Source organism: Glaciimonas sp. CA11.2 (assembly GCF_034314045.1).
In the GTDB taxonomy this organism is placed as follows: Bacteria; Pseudomonadota; Gammaproteobacteria; order Burkholderiales; family Burkholderiaceae_D; genus Glaciimonas.
In genome coordinates, this window is the sequence record NZ_JAVIWL010000001.1 from 2,072,474 (window position 1) to 2,089,790 (window position 17,317).

13 protein-coding genes are annotated in these 17,317 nt (G+C 49.2%); 10 read left to right on the forward strand and 3 right to left on the reverse strand.

Annotated elements, in window-relative coordinates:
- Positions 1-865: 865 nt before the first annotated feature.
- The 8 genes from RGU75_RS08865 (at position 866) to rbsD (ending at position 10,865) form a co-directional block, all read left to right on the forward strand.
- Complete coding sequence (locus RGU75_RS08865; RefSeq protein ID WP_322235024.1) at positions 866-1,870, forward strand: hypothetical protein; 1,005 nt, start codon at positions 866-868, stop codon at positions 1,868-1,870.
- 736 nt (positions 1,871-2,606) lie between these two features.
- On the forward strand, positions 2,607-4,094 hold the full coding sequence (locus RGU75_RS08870; protein ID WP_322235026.1) for a SulP family inorganic anion transporter: 1,488 nt from the start codon (positions 2,607-2,609) through the stop codon (positions 4,092-4,094).
- Positions 4,095-4,313: 219 nt separating this feature from the next.
- Complete coding sequence (locus RGU75_RS08875) at positions 4,314-5,291, forward strand: sugar ABC transporter substrate-binding protein (protein WP_322235028.1); 978 nt, start codon at positions 4,314-4,316, stop codon at positions 5,289-5,291.
- A gap of 190 nt (positions 5,292-5,481) precedes the next feature.
- Positions 5,482-7,098: a sugar ABC transporter ATP-binding protein gene (locus RGU75_RS08880; RefSeq protein ID WP_322235030.1), complete on the forward strand. Its 1,617-nt coding sequence runs from the start codon at positions 5,482-5,484 to the stop codon at positions 7,096-7,098.
- A gap of 61 nt (positions 7,099-7,159) precedes the next feature.
- Entirely contained in the window at positions 7,160-8,122 is a 963-nt protein-coding gene (locus RGU75_RS08885) for an ABC transporter permease (RefSeq protein ID WP_322235032.1), read from the forward strand.
- 147 nt (positions 8,123-8,269) lie between these two features.
- Positions 8,270-9,301 carry a LacI family DNA-binding transcriptional regulator gene (locus RGU75_RS08890; protein WP_322235035.1) on the forward strand — a complete coding sequence of 344 codons (1,032 nt, stop codon included), beginning with the start codon at positions 8,270-8,272 and terminating at the stop codon, positions 9,299-9,301.
- A 185-nt stretch (positions 9,302-9,486) separates the two neighbouring features.
- Positions 9,487-10,416, forward strand: coding sequence for a ribokinase (gene rbsK / locus RGU75_RS08895; RefSeq protein WP_322235037.1), 930 nt, complete (start codon positions 9,487-9,489; stop codon positions 10,414-10,416).
- 56 nt (positions 10,417-10,472) lie between these two features.
- Positions 10,473-10,865, forward strand: coding sequence for a D-ribose pyranase (gene rbsD, locus RGU75_RS08900; protein ID WP_322235039.1), 393 nt, complete (start codon positions 10,473-10,475; stop codon positions 10,863-10,865).
- Between the two features lie 79 nt (positions 10,866-10,944).
- Here rbsD and RGU75_RS08905 read toward each other — a convergent pair whose 3' ends face one another.
- The gene (locus tag RGU75_RS08905) at positions 10,945-11,700 is read right to left on the reverse strand and encodes an ABC transporter substrate-binding protein (RefSeq protein ID WP_416186797.1); all 756 of its coding nucleotides are present in this window, start codon (positions 11,698-11,700) and stop codon (positions 10,945-10,947) included.
- A 317-nt stretch (positions 11,701-12,017) separates the two neighbouring features.
- On the opposite strand from RGU75_RS08905, the gene RGU75_RS08910 reads away from it, so the two are divergent.
- Entirely contained in the window at positions 12,018-12,236 is a 219-nt protein-coding gene (locus RGU75_RS08910; protein WP_322235041.1) for a DUF3717 domain-containing protein, read from the forward strand.
- Between the two features lie 71 nt (positions 12,237-12,307).
- On the opposite strand, the gene RGU75_RS08915 is transcribed toward RGU75_RS08910, so the two are convergent.
- The gene (locus tag RGU75_RS08915) at positions 12,308-13,831 is read right to left on the reverse strand and encodes a B12-binding domain-containing radical SAM protein (RefSeq protein ID WP_322235042.1); all 1,524 of its coding nucleotides are present in this window, start codon (positions 13,829-13,831) and stop codon (positions 12,308-12,310) included.
- Positions 13,832-14,041: 210 nt separating this feature from the next.
- The gene (locus RGU75_RS08920) at positions 14,042-14,239 is read right to left on the reverse strand and encodes a hypothetical protein (RefSeq protein ID WP_322235044.1); all 198 of its coding nucleotides are present in this window, start codon (positions 14,237-14,239) and stop codon (positions 14,042-14,044) included.
- Between the two features lie 1,824 nt (positions 14,240-16,063).
- Here RGU75_RS08920 and RGU75_RS08925 point away from each other — a divergent pair.
- Entirely contained in the window at positions 16,064-17,308 is a 1,245-nt protein-coding gene (locus RGU75_RS08925) for an HlyD family secretion protein (RefSeq protein WP_322235046.1), read from the forward strand.
- Positions 17,309-17,317 lie beyond the last annotated feature (9 nt).

Sequence of the window (17,317 nt, forward strand, 5' to 3'; positions counted from 1 at the left end):
ACGCCATTTTATCAAATCAGAGGATTGATTTTAGAGCGTACTTCGTGCCCCTCTCCCCCTACATGGCAGTTAAAAGTCTTCACGTTATTTTTTATTTTATGTTGTCTGTGTAAAGCGCATTTTCGGAGCGATATCGCTTTATTTCCTGCGTCACCGCAAGGTGTTTTTGGTCGATAAAACAGTCGCACTGTGGCGCACTATCCGCAGTTTTGGATCAACACAATTAATTTCTATCAGGTGATGTAAATCACGCGCGAAAAAGTTTGCCCATCTGCGCACAATCTACAATGTAGTAGTCAACATTCACATCGCATTTCTTCCTATATCTCGGCCAATATTGGTGTTATTTTTAAATCTGTTTATTTCAAAATCTGTGAAGAATCGAGAAATATCTGATGGAAAATTCACTGCATAGACTCACTTATCTTGGTCAAATAGAGATTTATCTCGCTAAAAAAAAGAGTCTGCTGATATTAAATAAAAACTACTTACCAGATAATTTGTGCATGGGTGATTGCAACACCCTTAAGGATAAACACACAACATTCTGGGTGTTTATTCCTGAACTTAACGTGATTTTACATCCGGCATGCTGACCACTCTCACGGCGCCTTTTCTGGTTACAGATGCTATTTGCTATTTGTATTAACGCATCATCATTGGGCATCATGCAATCTTAGTTGATTGATTTCCATAAGTTGTTATGGGCCGTTAGTGATGTTGCTAATCAGCAGGCAAAAAATAGCAGAGAAAAAAATGGTGCGTTCATTGAACTTATCACTTGAGCGTATCAGATATCTGCCGATTGTGAGATGTCGAAAACGGGTAAGAATCTTTTGCTAATTTTTGGAAAATAAATATGACTATGTTAAAACTGAAAACTTCTTCTTCACTGATCCTGGCTGCTATTGCTTTGACGGTTTCTGGTAGTGCGTTCAGTGTGCCCGCAAGCGACTTGGGCGGTAATCGATCGGAATCTGTTTTGGTCGCAGGTGGTACTATTTCTGGCAATTGGAACAGTGAGGGAATGCGCGTATCAACTTCACAACGTGGTGTTGCAATTGGTGTAAATACCTACGCAACTATTGACGCCACAGCAGTAAAGCCGGGCGCCACTTGGTACAAAGAGAATACATGGGCAACCGCAGTGGGTGCTGATGCCCGTGCATGGGGATATCGTAGTACAGCTATCGGTGTTAAAGCCGTTGCTGGTGATATCAATGGTAGTTCCGGTAATGTTCTGGAAAATACGACAGCAGTTGGTTATGGCAGTCAAGCCTCAGCCTCGTCAACCACTGCAATCGGTTCTAACACCAGTGTAAGACAAAGTGGCGGCGTAGCACTCGGTTCCGGTTCTGAACTGGATGCGTCACGCGACTTGACACCGCGAGAGGACAAAGATGTTTTTGTTGGTAAGAAAACAAAGCTTACTTTCGCCGTAGAAGATAGTCGTCAAGGTCCGGTATCGATTGGTTCGTATTACTACGGCCGTTCCGAAGGGCTTGGCGGTCACCGTCAAATCAAACGTGTTGCAGATGGTTCGGAAATGAGCGATGCGATTACCGTACGTCAATTGATCGAAGTTATCACGCCGTTTGACAATAGCATGGCTTCCATGGAAGAAAAACTAGATGCTTCGGCAGCTAAGTTCGACGAAGCAGCGGTTAAACTGGATGCCGCAGCAGCGCAATTAGTTGCCGCAGAAGCGAAGGTCGCTGCTTCAGAAGTCAAGGTTGTTGCCTCGGAAGCGAAGTTAGCAGAATCTGCAGCTAAGTTAGATGCGTCGCAAGCTAAATTTAAAATCATCGAAGATAGCCTTATTGCTCTTGAAAAACGTGTGAAAACCATTGAGGGTGGTCCTTCGAAATAAATAAAATACATTTTATTTATTTCTAATTTGTACGTAACGCGTACCAAGTTAGGACCTAGCCAGTAGGCAACAAAAATGGTTCCCGGCAAAATGCTGGGGACCATTTTTTTCGTTTCTCAAACGGTTTTTTCTACCGCGTATAAAGGTCTGCAAAAAATGCCGTACACGGGCAAATTTTCATGCGCTAAGCGTTCTGGCCATACGTAATATATTGATATTCAAAGATCGATTTTTACCCTTTCTGTTCCAATCTGAATTGCGCACGTACCATCCCACTGCACCCATGAACCTTGAATTCGCGATTAATAAAACACCCATGGTGTTGCCAGATGCGATTGTGGATGGGCGGCTAGGTCCAGATTCAATCAACTCTCTCTGAATGTTGTAAAATATTAACCTTTGTCGGCAAAAGCATACATTTTGTAGCCACCCTCTTGGTTCGTCCATCGCACCCATGTAGCTTTCAGAGAATCTCAAAACGGTTTTAAAGCGGCTTCCAGTGTGGAGGTTTAAGACCACGTGCGCGTGTCTGATGGCGGCATGGCAGCGCGTTGCGATCAAACCGTTTTTGTGTCAATCGGACTCAGCGTGTGGAAGTTGCGATGGCACAAAAACGTAGCCCACGGTTTCCGGTCAATATAACAAACGCGCATCGGCAAACATGAATTGGCCAATACAAATAAGCCAGGATGAGACATGCCGATGTTTCGCGTCACTAGTGCACAGATTGCGATAAATGAAAATTATTACCTTGCGAGAAGAGTGGTTCTCGGCGATGCAAAAAAATATGTTAGCTGGCCTCACATCCTCCTTCGCCTTAGTCCCTGAATGCATCGCCTTTGCGCTTGTAGCGCAAGTCAACCCGCTGATGGGGCTTTACGGTGCCGTGATCATCTGTACATTGACCGCTATATTTGGTGGTCGTCCGGGTATGATCTCCGGCGCTGCCGGGTCTATGGCCGTTGTCATCGTCGCGTTGGTGGTGCAACACGGCGTCGAGTATTTGTTTGCGACCGTGGTTCTCAGCGGTTTGTTGATGGTGTTATTTGGCGCATTGCGTCTTGGTAAATTGATCCGCATGGTCCCGCATCCGGTGATGCTTGGTTTCGTCAATGGCTTAGCGATCATCATCGCCATGGCGCAACTCGAACACTTTAAGCAGGCCACGGCTCAAGGTCCGCAATGGTTGCAGGGCACACCTCTTTTGGTGATGGTCGTTCTGGTCGGCTTGACCATGTTAATCGTCTATCTATTGCCGCGCCTGACCAAGGCCGTACCACCGGCGCTGGTGGCAATTGTGGGCATTGGATTATTGAGCCAACTGCTGCATTTGCCGACGCGTACTTTGGGGGACATGGCTCATATCGCGGGCGGCTTGCCCAGTCTGCACTTCCCCAGCGTGCCTTTTAGCATGGAGACACTGCGGATCATATTGCCCTATGCGGTACTGATGGCGATTGTTGGGCTGCTGGAGACCCTGCTCACTTTCAACCTCACTGACGACATCACTGAGACGCAGGGCCAGCCAAATCGCGAATGTCTGGCATTGGGCGCGGCGAATGTCGTATCAGGTTTGTTGGGCGGTATGGGCGGTTGCGCCATGATTGGTCAGACCATGATCAACCTGAGTTCTGGCGGTCGCTCGCGGCTTTCCGGCTTAACCAGCGGTATCATGATGTTGATGTTCATTTTGTTCTTGTCGCCTTTGATCGAACGCATTCCGCTGGCCGCATTGGTCGGGGTCATGTTCGTCGTGGCCCAGCAAACCTTCGCGTGGGGATCGTTAAGAGTATTGGGCAAAGTGCCGCGCCACGACGCCTTGGTGATCATCGCAGTCACCGTGATTACCGTGTTCACTGACCTTGCGACCGCCGTGCTGTGCGGCATCGTTATCGCCGCACTGAATTTTGCCTGGCAGCATGCTAGCGAGATGCGTGCTGATATCGTTGAAAATCATTCGGGTGAAAAAACGTACACACCCCACGGTACATTATTCTTTGCCTCAACCACGCATTTTCAGGGCCTGTTCGATCTACAAAACGATCCGGTCCACGTTATAGTTGATTGCCGGCAACTTCATCTGGCCGATCATTCCGCTATCGCTGCTGTGGAGGCATTGTTCGAGCGTTATCAAAAGGCTGGCAAACAATTGCGGGTGACCCATTTGTCGGACCGGAACCGGTTGTTGTTGCAACGTGCAGGACTAGAGATCAGTATGGGCTAACTGTACAAATGGGCTTAATCCATGATCGAAAATCGCGATAGATCGGTCTTTCGCAGTCTTTCCTGTATTTAATAATGTTCCTTGCACCTTTTCAATCTGATGCTATTATTAAGGCGCGCAAACGTTTGCGCGCGTGATTACAGCTGATTAGCCAAGCATCTCGCGATGCGCTACAGGCGATTCAAAAAAGATAATGATAAAGATAACAGGAGACTTTTAATGAAATTCAGACCCTTCCACACGTCCGCTCGCACGCGTTTGAAATTGATTGCGGCAACTATTCTAGTCTGCGCTTTACCTGCCATTAGTCTGCCCGCGATGGCGCAGACCAAACCAAAAGTCGCGTTGGTGATGAAGTCGCTCGCCAATGAGTTCTTTTTGAATATGGAAACAGGTGCTAAAGATAATCAAAAAGCTAACGCTTCAAAATATGATTTGATCGTCAACGGCATCAAGGACGAAACAGACACTTCCAACCAGATCAAGATCGTCGAGCAGATGATTATTGCCAAGGTTAACGGCATGGTGATCGCGCCCGCCGATTCAAAAGCGTTGGTTCCAGTGATTAAGAAAGCCATCGACGCCGGGATTATCGTGGTGAATATTGACAACAAACTGGATGATGGCGCGTTGAAGGAAAAAGGCATCGTTGTACCGTTCGTTGGTCCTGACAATCGCATGGGCGCTAAATTGGTCGGTGATTATCTCGGCAAACAAATTAAAAGCGGCGACAAGGTCGGCATCATAGAAGGTGTCTCGTCCACCTACAATGCGCAACAACGCACCGCAGGTTTTCAGGATGCGATGAAGGCGGTTGGCGCGAATGTGGTCAGCGTTCAGTCTGGTCAATGGGAGCTTGATCCCGGCAACAAAGTAGCCGCCGCGATGCTGAATGCCCATCCAGATATTAAGGCGCTGTTAGCTGGTAACGACAATATGGCATTAGGCGCAGTCGCTGCGGTTCGTGCGGCTGGCAAAACTGGCAAGGTGTTGGTCGTCGGCTATGACAATATCAATGCTATCAAGCCGATGTTAAAAGATGGTCGCGTGTTGGCCACAGTTGATCAGTTTGGTTCGCAACAGGCAGTGTTCGGTATCGATACTGTGTTGAAGGCGCTTGCCGCCAAGAAGACACAATCCGGGCTTTCTGGCGTAGTTGAAACCAAGGTGCAACTAGTGACCAAAGATACTAAATAAAGTCCAAAGGTGGATGATCACAAGTGTGATCATTTATCTATTTTGGGGCATTGCTCAGTACATATAAATAGTGCATAGCGGATAGGCAATCTTGTGCGATCGCCTATCCGCTTTTGTGTACTTTTTTATACCGTCCCACATCGCAATGTTGCCTGTTTTTGCAACCCACGCCACGTCTGGTGGAGGCCGTATGTCCGATACATCTCACGTTTTATCGCGTAAAAATAAGTCGCAAGTTGGTAACAGCAATGCTGCGATTGTTATTCCATTGCTATCGTTAAGCAACATCGGCAAGAGTTACGTAGAGCCGGTACTTGGCGGCGTTTCAATGGAGATTAGCGCTGGTCAGATTGTGGCACTGACGGGCGAAAATGGCGCTGGAAAAAGTACATTATCAAAAATAGTATGCGGCCTGATCTCTGCTACGCAAGGCAATATGTTACTAGATGGTCAGCCGTATCAGCCGACTTCACGTCAGGCCGCGGAGAAGCTCGGCATTCGGATGGTGTTGCAGGAATTAAACTTGATTCCCACGCTGAGCATCGCAGAAAATCTTTATTTAGAGAAGTTGCCGAGTCGCTTTGGCTGGATCGACAGACCGCGACTGGAAGCCATGGCGCGTACCCAAATGGCGGCGGTAGGTCTGGCCGATATTGATCCGTGGACACACGTTGGCGATCTGGGCGTTGGTCATCAGCAAATGGTTGAAATTGCACGCAATCTGATTGGCGAGTGTCGTTTGCTGGTGCTAGACGAGCCGACCGCCATGCTGACCGATCGTGAGGTCGAATTACTATTTCTGCAAATTGCCAGACTCAAAGCGGAAGGCGTGGCGATTGTCTATATCTCGCATCGTCTGGAAGAACTCAAGCGGGTGGCTGACCGGATTGCGGTGCTGCGCGACGGCGAACTGGTGTGTGATGCGGATATTCAAGGTTACACCGCCGACGATCTGGTGAAACTGATGGTCGGACGGTCCATCGATGCCGAGCGCGAGCATGGTACACGCACGTTTGGTGCACCGTTGTTGCGCGTACGTGATCTGGGGCGCGGCGGCGTGGTTCATCCGACTTCGTTTGATCTGCGCGCTGGTGAAATTCTTGGTATCGCTGGTTTGATTGGGTCGGGACGCACAGAATTGCTGCGATTGATTTTTGGTGCGGATCGCGCCGATCAGGGTGAAGTATTCTTCGGCCAAAATACGGTCGCAACAAAAATACATTCTCCACAAATGGCGATTGCCGCTGGCCTTGCAATGATTACAGAAGATCGCAAAGGGCAAGGCCTATTGCTGTCTCAATCGATTGCGGCCAATACCACGCTCGCTAAATTAGGCAGTGTCAGCAACGCCGGATGGATCAATAGCGATACCGAAATGGCTGTGGCCGATGACTATATCGGACGTCTCAAGGTCCGCTGTCGTAGCGGCGCGCAAGCGGTCGGCGAACTATCCGGTGGCAATCAGCAGAAAGTGGTGATTGCTCGCTGGCTATATCGGGATTGCCCCATCATGTTATTTGACGAACCGACACGTGGAATCGATATTGGTGCCAAGTTTGAGATTTATCAGTTGCTTACCGAGCTGGCGAAGCAGGGAAAAGGACTGATTATCGTGTCGAGTGATTTGCGTGAATTGATGTTGATCAGTGACCGCATCGCTGTGATGAGTGCCGGACGCATGGTGGAAACGTTTAACCGCGGCGCATGGAGTCAGGATACGATTTTGCAGGCCGCTTTCAGCGGCTACGCCAAAGCGAAGGATGGCGGGGCAGCGAGTGTAGCTAACGATGCTGCGCATGCCGCCTAGGTTAGGCGATTCTCCTTGCAAATAGTGATACGCTTTTTTTGAACCTTTTTAAGTGCCGAAGATGACAAAAACTTCTCTAAAAACCGCCATGTCTGGCATGTTGAATTATGTTGGGCTAATTGGCGCGTTGCTGGCAATGTGCGCACTATTTTCTGTTTTGAGTGAGAACTTCCTCACGATGGAAACCTTCAAAACGCTGTCCAACGACATCCCGACGTTGGTAGTGATGGCGGTCGGCATGACCTTTGTCCTGATTATTGGCGGTATCGATTTGTCAGTTGGATCGGTATTGGCGCTCGCCGCTTCGGTGCTATCGACAGCAATGGTGCAATGGGGATGGAGCTTGTTTCCGGCCTGTGTATTGGGCGTTTTGGCTGCCACTTTATGCGGTGCGGTAACCGGTTCAATCTCGGTCGGTTGGCGGATACCTTCTTTTATTGTGTCGTTAGGTGTTTTAGAAATCGCTCGCGGAATGGCGTATCAGGTCACCAATTCGCGCACTGTGTACATTGGCAGCGCCGTCGATTCGATCAGTTCACCGATTGCATTCGGTTTATCACCCGCATTTTTGGCCGCGCTGCTGATCGTTATCGCTGGTCAGTTAGTGCTCACTAAAACGGTGGTCGGGCGACACTGGATCGGCATCGGTACTAACGAAGAAGCGATGCGACTAGCTGGTATCAATCCACGACCAAGCAAGATCACGGTCTTTGCGTTGATGGGTTTGCTGTCGGGTGTGGGCGCGCTGTTTCAGGTTTCCCGACTGGAAGCGGCCGATCCTAATGGCGGCGTTGGGTTGGAATTGCAGGTGATTGCAGCGGTTGTGATTGGCGGTACCAGTTTGATGGGCGGTCGTGGTTCGGTAGTAAGTACGTTTATCGGCGTGCTGATTATTTCTGTGCTGGAAGCCGGATTGGCGCAAGTTGGCGTGAGCGAGCCGATGAAACGCATTATTACCGGAGTTGTGATTGTTGCTGCGGTAGTATTCGATGCTTACCGTCGCCGTAATGAACGCGCTGCATAAGTTTGCAAATAAGGTTCCAAATAAGGTTCCAAATAAGGTTGCCAAAGTGCCCTGCGACAGCAGGCAAAACAACCGACCGAGGGTCTTACCAGTGGTTTAATTAAGGCGGTTTTTTTAGATAACGTATAGCGAACTAGTCAATCTCAGATGGCAACCATAAAAGAAGTCGCGCGGGCGGCGGGCGTGTCCTACACAACCGTATCGCATGTGTTGAATCGGACCCGACCTGTCAGCGATGGCGCGCGTGAAAGAGTGATCGCAGCAGCTGCGGCACTTGGTTACGTACCGAGTGCATTGGCACGGTCGCTGAAAATTAAGACTACCGGCACAATCGGCCTGATTATTCCCAACAATACCAATCCGTACTTTTCTGAGGTTGCACGGGGAATTGAAGATAGTTGTTATGCAGCCGGTTATAGCGTCATCTTGTGTAATTCGGATGATGATCCGGCCAAGCAACGTGATTATCTGAACATGCTGTTGAGCAAGCGTTGCGATGGTTTGATCGTGGCGATGCTGGGTTTGGCCGATGGCGAGTTGCTGCGCAAAATGAAGGTGCCTGCGGTACTGCTTGATCGGGCCAGGAAAGATTTAGCAGAGGATTTGGCGATCGATTTGGTCGCGGTCGACAATGTTGGCGGCGGCGCTCTCGCTGCGCAACATTTGTTGGCATTGGGACGTACGCGTATCGCCTGTATTGGTGGCCCAGAGGAAATTGCGGTATCACGCGAACGGATTGCCGGTCTACAGCAGACATTGACGCAAGCCAACATAGCCTTGTCTGAAGCGCTATGTGTTTATGGCGACTTTACGAGTGCTGGTGGCTATGTTGCGGCCTGTGCATTGTTAGATATTGAACCGTCGCAACGTCCCGATGCCATTTTTTGTTGTAACGATTTAATGGCAATTGGCGCATTGCGGGCCGCTGCCGAGCGCGATATCGCAGTACCGGAAGCGCTTGCAGTGATCGGTTTCGATGACATCAATCTGGCGCAATTTGTCCATCCCACGTTGACGAGTGTTGCACAGAACACGCGCAGATTGGGTCAACTGACGGCCGAGTGTTTATTGGCACGGATTGCAAGGCCGGATCTGGATTCGCAACAGCATACTATTGCGCCAGAATTACATATCAGAGGCTCGACGGTCACTGTGGTTGGTACCGGGAATAAAAAATAAAAAAATGACGATAACGATCGTGGCTATATTAAAATTTTCAGCAAAAAAACAACCCGAATGTCGGTTCTGGCAAGTATTGGATTTATATAGTCTGTCGTCTACATAAGTACAACCAGAAAAGTTCAGCGCCGCCAGGCGATTTTGTATAAGCCCTAATGGTAATAAAAGTAATAGGAAAGCAGCAAATGATTGTTGTCATCGGTAGCATTAATATGGATTTAGTGATGCGCGTGCAGCGTGTACCGCATCCTGGAGAAACATTGTCGGGTGGACAGTTTCAAACCATTCCCGGCGGCAAGGGCGCTAATCAGGCGATCGCTTGTGCGCGCCTGAGTCGTCAGTCTGGAACGGTCGCGATGGTTGCGTGTTTGGGTGAAGATGCCTTCGGTACAGAATTACGCGCAGCGTTAAGGCATGATGGGATTGACGATACCCACGTTCACAGCATCGCAGGAACGTCATCCGGCGTAGCAGTCATTTCGGTTGATGCCACAGGCCAAAACAGTATCATGCTGGCCGCGGGTGCGAACGATGCACTGAGCCCTGCGCACATTGATGCGGCGCATGACTTGATCGCGCTGGCGAAGGTAGTCGTATTGCAGCTTGAGACGCCATTGGCGACCGTGCGTTATGCGATACAAATGGCGCATGCATTGGGCAAAATCGTTGTCCTCAATCCAGCTCCTGCGCAATCGCTACCAGTGGAGTTATTGCATCAACTGTCGTATCTGATTCCGAATGAGATCGAAGCCGCGATGTTAGCGGGGTACGCTACATCCAGTCTGGAAAGTGATTCAGAGATTGATGCTGTCATCGGCGAATTACGTAGTTTGGGTTGCACCAATGTGCTGGTAACGCTCGGCGCAAAGGGCGTACGCGCTGCCCTTGCGGACGGTACGCACCATTTCGCAGCGCAACCAACAACGGCGATTGATACGACTGCTGCCGGTGATACATTTATTGGTGGATTTGTGGCGGCGCTGGCTGATGGTGAAACTGAAGCGGATGCAATTAATTTTGGTCAACGCGCTGCGGCCCTAAGTGTGGCGCGGTTTGGTGCGCAGACCTCTATTCCTTACCGCCGCGAGCTGTTGCAGAATTCTGCATCGGTGTAGATATTTTTTGTTAGCAGAATCGTTTCAACCGTTTTTATAAACATCCCAAAACCATCATGAAAAAAACACCATTACTGAATATTGCCCTGTCGCAGTTGATCGCCTCGCTTGGTCATGGTGACATGGTCGTGATTGGCGACGCTGGACTGCCAGTCCCATCCGGCGTTCCGCTAATTGATTTGGCGCTCACGCATGGGGTGCCCGGATTCATCGAAACCGTGAAGACAATATTGAGTGAAATGCAGGTGGAACATCACGTTGTAGGAGACGCGCTGGCGCATAAAAGTCCGCATTTGGCAGCCCAGCTTGAGAGTTTTGGTTTGCCCGATAAGCGCGTGTTATCGCATACAGAGTTCAAAAAACTGACGCAAGGTGCGCGTGCTATCGTCCGGACTGGTGAATGCACGCCATACGCCAATATCATTTTGGTGGCTGGCGTTGTATTTTGAATTAACCTACAGTCTTGGCGTGAGTGGTTCACAAGATGATCTGATCTGGCATTGGCAACTCAGTTAGAAACGCGTTAACTTAGTCCGCGATTGAGTAGGCAACTGGACCAGCAACCGACGCGCCTTTGATGCCGTGACGTTTGAGGGCAGCGGCGACGAATCCGCACGATTTCATTTGCTCGACGAAATCACTGAGAAATGTTGCCGCATCGGCATTGCGACTTTTTGGTAGACCCATCGCCTGTTGAATCACCATGAAACGCTGGTCGAGTAGACGCAGGCCACCAGCCCGCGCCGCATCGGATTCTAACTGTTGCTTGACTCCCGCGGCAACCTCCGCGCGCTCCTTCAAAAAAGTGTCGACCACGGTGGGTGACGACGGTGCGCGCACGATGGTCGCTTGCTTTAGTTCGCGGGTTAAATACAGATCATAAGCACTGCCTTTGCCTACGACTATGCGGTTCTGAGCGATATCGACTTGCGCGTTGGAGGTGATTGGCGAATCTTGCTTCACCAAATAAAAACCTTCAATCAGGACATACGCGGCAGTGAAGGCAATGTCGGCGCCACGCACCGGATCAATGGCAAAAAATCCGATGTCAGCTTGTTCGGCCGCGACCGCCTCGACCGACTTCCCGGCTGTGTCGAATACAATCAACTCTAGTTCTGCACCGAGTAATGCTGCGAATTCTCTGGCAAGATCGACTGAAACGCCTTGTGCGCCTTGTGCGTCATCCGCATGCGCCAGAATTGGATTGCCGAGGTTGATCGAAGCACGTAATTTTCCGGTAGGCGTAAAAGCGTCTCGGATTGCCGGTGTCAGCGCCAAGGTCATCGTTGTTCTCCTTCTGTAATGGGTGCGTTAATGCATTGACACATGTTGATCTGTTATTTTTGATGCACGGAAGATATTCCGCCGTTTCCGTGCGCACTGCATAAAGCCGATAATAGCACTTGGATTCAGGCCGATCCGCATTAGGCAACTCTTTAGTAATTAACCCAATGTTATGTTGCAGCCAACGTCATTCTTGTCCAGATCGAGGATTAAATTTTAAAATGGGCAGTGTAAAATCGCCCTCGATGGAACATTTGGTAAGGGAATAAACGCTGTAAACTTGATAAATAGTTAAATTGCGCGAGTACAATACAGTTATGAACATTTCGCTACAGGAACTCGAAGAAGCCATTAATTATTGGCGTTTGCAACGCCCAGCGATTGGTGAGGAATGCGCGTTGTCACCCGAGGTCAACGCGTTGGCGACCGTCTATGCATTGATGATTTTCAATCAGATATCGACTGTTTCGCTGGATACGATCGACGGCATTGCGCAAAAGCTGATCGCAGCCTGGCGAAATCAGCGAGCGGCTTGAGCTATTTTTACCGCCGTCGCCAACTTTAACCAAGACTACGCGTTGACCTCATTAGAGCGAACTTAGCCTCATTAAGCCGTCAAATGTCGCGCTTGCCGCTGCGGTGCAACTGTTGGTGCATGCTCTTTGGCGATGCTCGGCTTTGGCGTATTGGGTAGTTTTGGCGGTTGACCGGCGTAATCCGTACTGAGTACCGCGTTCACCGTCGCGTCACTCAAGCCTTGCAAGCGCAACCATTGGCCGACTAATCCCGCCAATCGGTCCATCGCGATCCGATGTGTCGCATCGGTTTTTCCATACAGCCAATCCGAAAACGCCATAAAACTAAAGAATGGCGTATCGCCGAGAATGATCGGCAGCGTGTGGGAAAAACGTCCAGAATTGGCCACCAGATCCCAATAACGTGAAAACCGGACTAGTCGCTGCATGGTGGCAAAGTCGATCAGGTTGGTGGCGAGAATGGTGTACGGCGGATGTGGATCAAAGACCAGTCCGAAAGTCTGGGTATGGCGAATGATGGGCGTGCCGCGCAAACGTTTTAAGATGCCGAACTGGATTTCGTGCGGTTCCAGCGCCACCAGTTTGTCGAAGCCCTGTGCAAAACTGTCGACATCTTCGCCGGGCAGACCTGCGATCAAATCGACGTGTAAATGGGCGTGTGATTCAGTAATCAGCCAGCGGATATTGTCGGCAGCTTTCTGGTTATTTTGTTTGCGGCTGACCAGCGCCTGGACTTCCGGATTAAAGCTTTGGATACCGATTTCAAATTGCAGTGCACCGGCGGGAAATTTGGTAATTGCCTCTTTCAACGCATCCGGCAAATGATCGGGGACTAATTCAAAATGAGCGAACACCGGATCATCTGGATTTGCAGCTAGTTTATCGAGAAAAAATTGCAGAATCTTGAGACTGGTTTTGACATTGAGATTAAAAGTACGGTCGACGAATTTGAACAAGCGCGCACCACGCGCATGCAGTGATTCCAGCTCGGCCAGAAAATTGTCGAGCGCGAATGGCCACGCGGTTTTATCCAGTGCCGATAAGCAAAATTCACACTTGAACGGGCAGCCGCGCGAGGCTTCGACATACAGGGTGCGGTGGGCGATGTCATGGTCACTGTAAAGTGAATACGGCAGGGCGATATCTTCCATCGGCGGCTGTTTGCCGATATGCGTTTTCATCAGCGGTTTGGGGCCGTTAATGATTTGCTGACAAAGGTCGGGGAAGGTGATGTCGCCCCATCCGGTGACCAGGTAATCAGCCAGTTTGACGATCTGTTGCTGTTCTGACTCATAAGATACTTCCGGGCCGCCAAGTACGATCACGATCTCGGGAGCGACACATTTCAGCATCGCTACTACCTTGGTGCACTCTTCGATGTTCCAGATGTAGACGCCAAATCCGATAATGGTGGTGCTGCCATCGGTGGCCTTGTGGGCTATCAGTTTTTCGACGATGTCAGTGGTTTTTGCACCGATGACGAATTCGTGGAGATGGGTTTGCTCACGCAGTGCGCCCATATTGGCTTGCAGGTAACGTAAGCCGAGCGAGGCGTGGGAGTAACGCGCGTTTAAAGTGGACAACAGGATGGTCATAATGGGCTTGGCAGACGCGCAATAAGCTAATTGATGCACGATTTTACGCGTCTTAGGACCGCATTGTGTTTTGTCGTGTTAATACGGGCAATGGAATTGAGGTGTAGAGAATGACCGGCATGGACTTTCGCCCTGATTTATTCCAGATGTAAGGGTGATGGGGACGTTTTGCTAACGGCGGGCACCGTTAGCTTATGTTACCAAGTTGACTTAACTTCTGGGCTGTTGACGATGCCTTGCCCGGAGTTCGTGGGCGCTCATGAGCGTTCCCTTCAAATCGAAAACTGCCGCGGCCGCTTCTTGGTTTAAATTGTTAAAAGCACCATGTAAAGTATCCAATAGAACCTCTGGTCCAGCAAAAGCATTCAGCGCAGAGATTTCCAGTTCGATCAAATTATCATGTTTCATGGGTTTTACCTCAGGGATGGTACATGCAGTGTTTCGGTGAAAGAGGCTTTAAGACGTATTCACTCCGCGCACGATGCGCATAGTTTCCTTTCTTTAATGCGTATGCAAAATCCCTGTTCCAACACAAACCCCATCCGGCCCGGCGCCAGGCTGGATGGGGTTGAGTATAAATGCCAGCATGTCTTTATGCGTATTGCCTACCCTATTTGAGAATGTTTAGATTTTATAAAAGCGGGGAGGATGGAACGTTACGGACAAAGTCAGTAGCTTCGTTTAAAGTATCCGTTAAGTATTCACTTATAACGGGAAGTTTAATATCATTAACCAGGCCTAGGCTCTGACTCACGATAGACTTATTACTAGCGCCGCCCGCGACAGCATCCAGTTCCCAGACTTGCAATGCGATTAGATTGCCATTCTTCATGATATTCACCTTTTAGGTGGTTAAAAAACTGTTGTCGATAAACGTTTTGTCAATGATGGTCACTGCTGCGCACCGAGTGCTACTTACGCCTTGTTTATAAAGTGTAAGGAAGTTTATTCAGGCTTTAAAAGCAGATGGCCCACCCAACGCGAAACTGCTTTTACCCGAGATTTTTTTCGATGTCGATATGTAGATTCGTCGATATGATCTGGCGTAAAAATCCTGTGCTGAGATTTCCAGTTTGATCAAATTGTCATGCTTCATGCGTTTCACCTCAGGTATGGTTCATGCAGTGTTTTGGTGAAAGAGGCTTTAAGCCGTATTCACTCCGCGCACTATGCGCATAGTTTCCTTTCTTTAATACGTATGCAAAATCCCTGTTACAACACAATCCCCATCCGGCCCGGCGCCAAGCTGGATGGGGTTGAGTACAAATGCCAGCATGTCTTTATGCGTATCGCCTATTCTATGTGGAGATATTTTTTTATAAGAGAGGGGAGAATGGAGCGGCACGGACTACTTTAGTGACCCCTTCTACCTTATCTGCTATGTATTGGGTTAGGTCGGCTGGAGAATTGGGAAGTTTAATATCATTGACCAGGCCTAGGCTCTGACTCAAGATATGCTTATTACTAGCGCCCCCACCGACAGCATCCAGTTCCCAGACTTGCAGTGCGATTAGATTGCCATTCTTCATGATATTCACCTTTTAGGTGGTTAAAAAACTGTTGTCGATAAACGCTTTGTCACTGATCGTCAATACGGTCACTGCCTGCTGCTTCCTCCAGGTTCGCAAGGGCGGAAGGAGTTCTATTCCAGCTTAAAAAACAAATGGTGTTTTTTAGTGTGACAGTTTGCATACCGGAGATTTTTTCTCGATGTCGATTTGTGGATCGGTCAGCATGTTCTGGCGTGCAAATCATGTGAAGTGATGCGAGGTAATAACCTGTGATAAATAACAGGTTTCTCTTGCCGCTCAACATGATCGGGATGCGTTTATTTTGTCGGTGATACCAGCAAAGTTTAAGTCTACGGCAGGAACAATAGATTTAGGATAGAACAAAAAAATATTTCCACAAGGAAAATTATTTGCTTTAGATAGAATTATTTTGGTGACTCGATCAGTTGCAAATTCGGGATAAGTATTTCGAGGTTATTGACAGATTTTCTCGGCATATACAGACCCTGTTTCAGGGTCTGTATATGCCCATCAATTTCTTGGAATGCCATAAAATATTATTTCCATTGAGAAATTTTACGAGTTAATATTCAGTGTCGGTTGGCAACCTAAGCGTCAAAAAATTTCTCCGAATATTTGCGGAATCAACCGTTTTCATGCGAGGCTAAAACGCGCCACGGCGCAGCATTCCTTTACTTCATTTCATCGATCCACGTTGCCTATGCCTCTATTTCGAGAACAAGCGATAGCCGCTCAACAGGCTAACTATCTGAATGGAATCATATTGATTCGACCGCTGTCAATGTCAGTTCTGACAGGTTGCGCATTCATACTGGCGTTGCTGCTCGGAGCGTTTTTGACTTGGGGCAGTTATACCCGTCACAGCACCGTAACGGGCCAATTAATTCCAACGTCCGGTTTTATCAAAGTCTATGCAATGCAGCCCGGCATCGTGGTCGAAAAGCGGGTGACCGAGGACAGTAATGTCATCGCTGGCGAAGTGTTGTACGTATTGTCGGGCGAGCGCGACAGCAGTAGCGGTGGCCCTACACAAGCGGCTATCAGCGCCGCAGTAATACAACGACAGGTCAGTCTGCAAAGCGAGTTACAAGCCATGCGAAGTTTGCAGCAGCAAGAGCGTGGCGCATTAATCATCAAGATTACTGGCACGGATGCGCAACGTCAAAATCTTGCTGGTCAGATCGACGGTCAGCGCGCCCGTGTCGCACTTGCGCAACTGACAGAAGCGCGATATCACGGCTTGCTGAAACAGGATTTTATTTCTCAGGAACAGTGGCAGCAAAAGCAGGAAGAATTGCTTGATCAGCGCAATCGCCAGCAAAGTCTGGAGCGTGATCGTATAAGCGTTGTGATCGAACTTGCGGCGCAACGGAATGCACTTGGCGCTTTGTCTTTGCAGCAGCAGAATCAGTCAGCACAGATCGAGCGTAGCTTAAGTAACGCCTCGCAGGAATTGAGCGAAAGTGAAGCGCGTCGGCGGTTGGTAGTTAAGGCCCCTCAAGCGGGGAGGGTAACTGCAGTGTTGGCCGAAATGGGACAAACCATAGACCCGACCCACCCCTTGCTCAGCATCGTCCCATCGGGCGTTAGTTTGCGCGCTGAGCTTTATGCGCCGAGCCGCTCAATCGGTTTTGTGCGCGTCGGTGATCAGGTGTCGTTGCGTTACTCAGCTTATCCCTATCAAAAATTTGGACATCAACGCGGTACCGTAGAAACGGTGGCGCTCACTACTTTATCTGGGAGCGAATTGGGCGGCACCGCCAGCGGTGCAAAAGAGCCCTTGTACCGTATCACCGTGGCATTGCAAAACCAATCCGTACGCGCCTATGGAAGTCCGCAACCATTGCTGGCGGGTATGTCGCTAGAGGCCGATATCGCGCAAGAAAAAAGACATTTGTATGAATGGGTGCTTGAGCCGTTATATACATTGATAGGAAAACGCTGATGAAAGTTC

Coding starts and splice junctions, on each gene's coding strand:
- RGU75_RS08880 (WP_322235030.1), top strand. CDS start 5,482: ATGTCCGATACATCTCACGTTTTATCGCGTAAAAATAAGTCGCAAGTT.
- rbsD (WP_322235039.1), top strand. CDS start 10,473: ATGAAAAAAACACCATTACTGAATATTGCCCTGTCGCAGTTGATCGCC.
- RGU75_RS08865 (WP_322235024.1), top strand. CDS start 866: ATGTTAAAACTGAAAACTTCTTCTTCACTGATCCTGGCTGCTATTGCT.
- RGU75_RS08925 (WP_322235046.1), top strand. CDS start 16,064: ATGCCTCTATTTCGAGAACAAGCGATAGCCGCTCAACAGGCTAACTAT.
- RGU75_RS08885 (WP_322235032.1), top strand. CDS start 7,160: ATGACAAAAACTTCTCTAAAAACCGCCATGTCTGGCATGTTGAATTAT.
- RGU75_RS08910 (WP_322235041.1), top strand. CDS start 12,018: ATGAACATTTCGCTACAGGAACTCGAAGAAGCCATTAATTATTGGCGT.
- RGU75_RS08905 (WP_416186797.1), bottom strand. CDS start 11,700: ATGACCTTGGCGCTGACACCGGCAATCCGAGACGCTTTTACGCCTACC.
- RGU75_RS08875 (WP_322235028.1), top strand. CDS start 4,314: ATGAAATTCAGACCCTTCCACACGTCCGCTCGCACGCGTTTGAAATTG.
- rbsK (WP_322235037.1), top strand. CDS start 9,487: ATGATTGTTGTCATCGGTAGCATTAATATGGATTTAGTGATGCGCGTG.
- RGU75_RS08890 (WP_322235035.1), top strand. CDS start 8,270: ATGGCAACCATAAAAGAAGTCGCGCGGGCGGCGGGCGTGTCCTACACA.
- RGU75_RS08920 (WP_322235044.1), bottom strand. CDS start 14,239: ATGAAACATGATAATTTGATCGAACTGGAAATCTCTGCGCTGAATGCT.
- RGU75_RS08915 (WP_322235042.1), bottom strand. CDS start 13,831: ATGACCATCCTGTTGTCCACTTTAAACGCGCGTTACTCCCACGCCTCG.
- RGU75_RS08870 (WP_322235026.1), top strand. CDS start 2,607: ATGAAAATTATTACCTTGCGAGAAGAGTGGTTCTCGGCGATGCAAAAA.